Below are 2,820 nucleotides of genomic sequence, written 5' to 3' on the forward strand. Positions count from 1 at the left end.
GGCTGTTGAAGGAATTAATAATAAACTCAAGCTGATAAAAAGGAGAGGATATGGATTTAGGAATTTTGATAATTTTCAGATTAGAAGCATGTTATCCTGGCATTTTAATATTTAAACCTGCATAGCAGGTTCGGTAGAACCATTATCCTTACGTACAATTTGGCTGGCTATTTGTCGGCTTGTGTGGGCGAATTTTATTTTTTAATGCCGATCGATTAGTCTTAGCATTGTGGATATTATTTACAATTGCGGCGGCGATTGCCGTCGGTTATTTGTATGGCGGTAAATCTTGGTGCAATTACTTTTGCCCGATGGCTCCAGTACAGCAGATTTACAGCGAGCCAGGTGGTTTATTTAGCAGTCACGCGCATACTAGCGATACCACGATTACGCAGTCGATGTGTCGGACGGTATTACCCGATGGGAAAGAGCAAAGTGCTTGTGTGGCTTGTCAAAATCCTTGTATCGATATCGATTCGGAACGCGCTTATTGGGATGGATTGAGTAAGCCAGAATCATCATGGTTGCGGTATGGTTATGTGGGTTTAGTTGTCGGCTATTTTGTTTACTATTATCTATATGCTGGCAGTTGGGATTATTATTTTTCTGGAGCTTGGGCGCGCCAAACTAATCAATTATCATCTTTATTAAGTCCGGGTTTCTATATATTCGGATATACTATTAATGTCCCCAAAATTGTGGCAGTACCAATTACATTAGGTATCTTTACTTGGTTGGGAGATCGAGCGGGAAGATCGATCGAACGTGCTGTTAAAGGATATAATCTTCGCCGCGCGCGCCCATTGGCTCCAGAAGTTATCAAACATCGAATTTTTACGCTATTAACATTTATAATTTTTAATTTCTTCTTTATCTTTGGTGGCCGTCCCTTAGTTCAACTCATGCCAATTTGGGGTCAATATATTTACGAACTCAGCTTGGTATTACTGAGTACGCTCTGGGTTTATCAAACTTGGCACCGGAGTGCAGATCTCTACACTAGAGAAAATTTAGCCAGCCGTTTTCGCAAGCAGTTAGAGAAGCTACAACTCGATGTTTCCCAGTTTTTAGAAGGACGATCTTTAAGCGATCTCAATACTCACGAAGTCTATATATTAGCAAAAGTTTTGCCCGGATTCACGCGAGAAAAACGACATACTGCTTATAAAGGAGTCGTCCGCGAAGCATTGGCAGAAGGCTATGCAAATTATTCTAGTAGCTTAGAAGTATTGCAACAGCTTCGCCAAGAATTGGGCATTACTAACGACGAACATCGGGAAGTATTAGAAGAACTAGGCATTGAAGATCCGCAACTACTCGATCCGAATCGTCAACGCAGCTTAGAAAATCAAATTCGCTTAACTGGTTATACCAAATCACTAGAGCGATTGATGCTATTGCAGAAGAAACAGTCTACCGATAGCAATAACACCTTCGATAATTTACTCGCCCAAAGTCCCGATGAAATTAGTGCCCTCCGTCGTCAATATTCGATCGATCCGCAAGAAGAAGCCTGGATTTTAAGCGGCATCGCTCCCGAAGCTAGCAATATCAATCGAGCTGAATTTTTACTCTCTCAATTACCCGCGCTGATTCAGTGTTATCGCGCTCTCCATCAACCAATTTTACAAGCACATCTGCCAGTCCTATTACTATTACGCGATAGCATCCATCATAAAAAAGAACTAATCGTCCGCACGATTTTAGGCGTACTCGAAATTCAAACCGATCCCGCCGCACTCGCCATTGGTAAAGAATTGGGAACGCTTGCGCCAGCTATTTTAGGAGAACTATTAGCAACCGATAATTGGCAACATCGGCTTCAGCCAGAGATATTATCCAACCTCAATCCGTTATCGGAAAGCGGAAATGTCTGTGCGTTAGACTATGGTAGTGAAGAGATTTTAGCAGCTTTAGAAACGTTGCTAATCGATCTCAATCCCACAATTCAATCGGCTTGCTTATATATTATCGCCCAACTCGACCTCGCCCAAAGTCAGCAACTGGCGATCGATTGTCAGAGCGATTCGCCGTTACTTCAAGAAACAACAGCAATTATCCGATCGCAAGCCACTGCTTCCCCGCCTTTAATTACATTCCCACTGCTAGAAAAGGTGGTGTATTTAGCTAATAGCGATTTCTTTAACAGAATGCAGGGTGAAACATTAATAGCCCTAGCAAGTCGCGCCGAAGTAAGAACTTTTAATAATAAAGAAGTTATTACCGAAGCTGGCGATACCTGTCGAGAATTACTACTATTAATTGCCGGATCTGCCGATATTCATTTCTATTTAGACGATCGCCAAATCCGCATCGAGCAACTTCATTTAGGGCAAACTCTCGACGAGCTAGAAGTTTTAGCGCACAGCGACTCTCAAAATACGATCGTCGCGAGTAGCGATCTGACGCGAATTTTGGCAGTTCCCGTCAATGCTTTTGACGATCTGCTCGATCGCGATCGCGATTTTTCGCGGCGGGTGTTAGAACTAGAAAGTCGTCAGCTCCAACGATTCATGCGATCGCTCCAAACAATTTAGGCATAATTAGATTAGTTTTTGCTAGCATCGAAGTATCGATCGTGGGTGTTTATATATGCAAAAAAAATATAGTATTCCCGGTTACCATCCCATTAAAAAATTCAAAGTCATCCTCAAGGGGCTGTATTTTGCCGTCATCACTGACTTTAGCGTTGCTTACAAGCTGGTATTATCAATTCCGATCGTTGTCTTCGCGGGCTTTTTTTACCGATGGGTAGATCTAGCCATTATTCTAATTGCGACTGGAATGATGCTACTCGGCGAATTATTAAACAGCGCGATC

General features: G+C 42.3%; 3 protein-coding genes. All 3 read left to right on the forward strand.

Annotation, left to right across the window (positions count from 1 at the left end; genetic code table 11):
* Nucleotides 1-115 (forward strand): transposase (locus RMO79_RS01485; RefSeq protein ID WP_310481284.1); only part of this gene is annotated, 115 nt, incomplete at its 5' end.
* A 64-nt stretch (nt 116-179) separates the two neighbouring features.
* The gene (locus RMO79_RS01490) at nt 180-2,537 is read left to right on the forward strand and encodes a cyclic nucleotide-binding domain-containing protein (RefSeq protein WP_310481282.1); all 2,358 of its coding nucleotides are present in this window, start codon (nt 180-182) and stop codon (nt 2,535-2,537) included.
* A gap of 55 nt (nt 2,538-2,592) precedes the next feature.
* On the forward strand, nt 2,593-2,820 hold a 228-nt coding region (locus RMO79_RS01495), incomplete at its 3' end, for a diacylglycerol kinase (protein WP_310481283.1).

This window comes from Chamaesiphon sp. VAR_48_metabat_403, from assembly GCF_031422475.1.
GTDB lineage: Bacteria > Cyanobacteriota > Cyanobacteriia > Cyanobacteriales > Chamaesiphonaceae > Chamaesiphon.